This is a genomic window from Methylobacterium sp. J-059 (assembly GCF_022829485.1).
Lineage (GTDB): Bacteria > Pseudomonadota > Alphaproteobacteria > Rhizobiales > Beijerinckiaceae > Methylobacterium.
The window spans coordinates 1-357 of sequence record NZ_JAKSYA010000078.1 but is presented as its reverse complement, the minus strand read 5'-3'; the positions used below and the strand labels follow the sequence as shown (position 1 = coordinate 357).

Below are 357 nucleotides of genomic sequence, written 5' to 3'. Positions count from 1 at the left end.
CCGTCGCGTTCCCGCAACGACGATGTGAGGAGCGTTCGTCATAGGTCCAGACACAGGGCCGATACAGCGCCATCCCGCGCCATCCCCTGTATCCAGACCCAGACCCTATCCGCACAAGGCAGCCGTCACCGAGCGCTTACGTTTCGGGCGCAGGCGGACTCGAAGCTGTGAGCTCGGAAGGTCTCGCCGGCGGCAATCGCTTGCCTGATGATGGAGGCGGCCGAGGCGACGTTGCCGGGTGTCGTGAAGAGGGTGCCGTTGTCGGTGAGCACCGTGTGCACCTTGTAAGGCACGGCCTCGATGAGATGGCGGAGGAAGTCAGCTGCGACCCGCCGCGTGGCCTTCTCGTGAAGCTCG

General features: G+C 65.0%; 1 pseudogene. It reads right to left on the bottom strand.

Features of this window, described 5'->3' with window-relative positions:
- Positions 1 to 242: 242 nt before the first annotated feature.
- A pseudogene (locus MKK55_RS08785) lies at positions 243 to 357 on the bottom strand (IS481 family transposase); the annotation flags it as partial.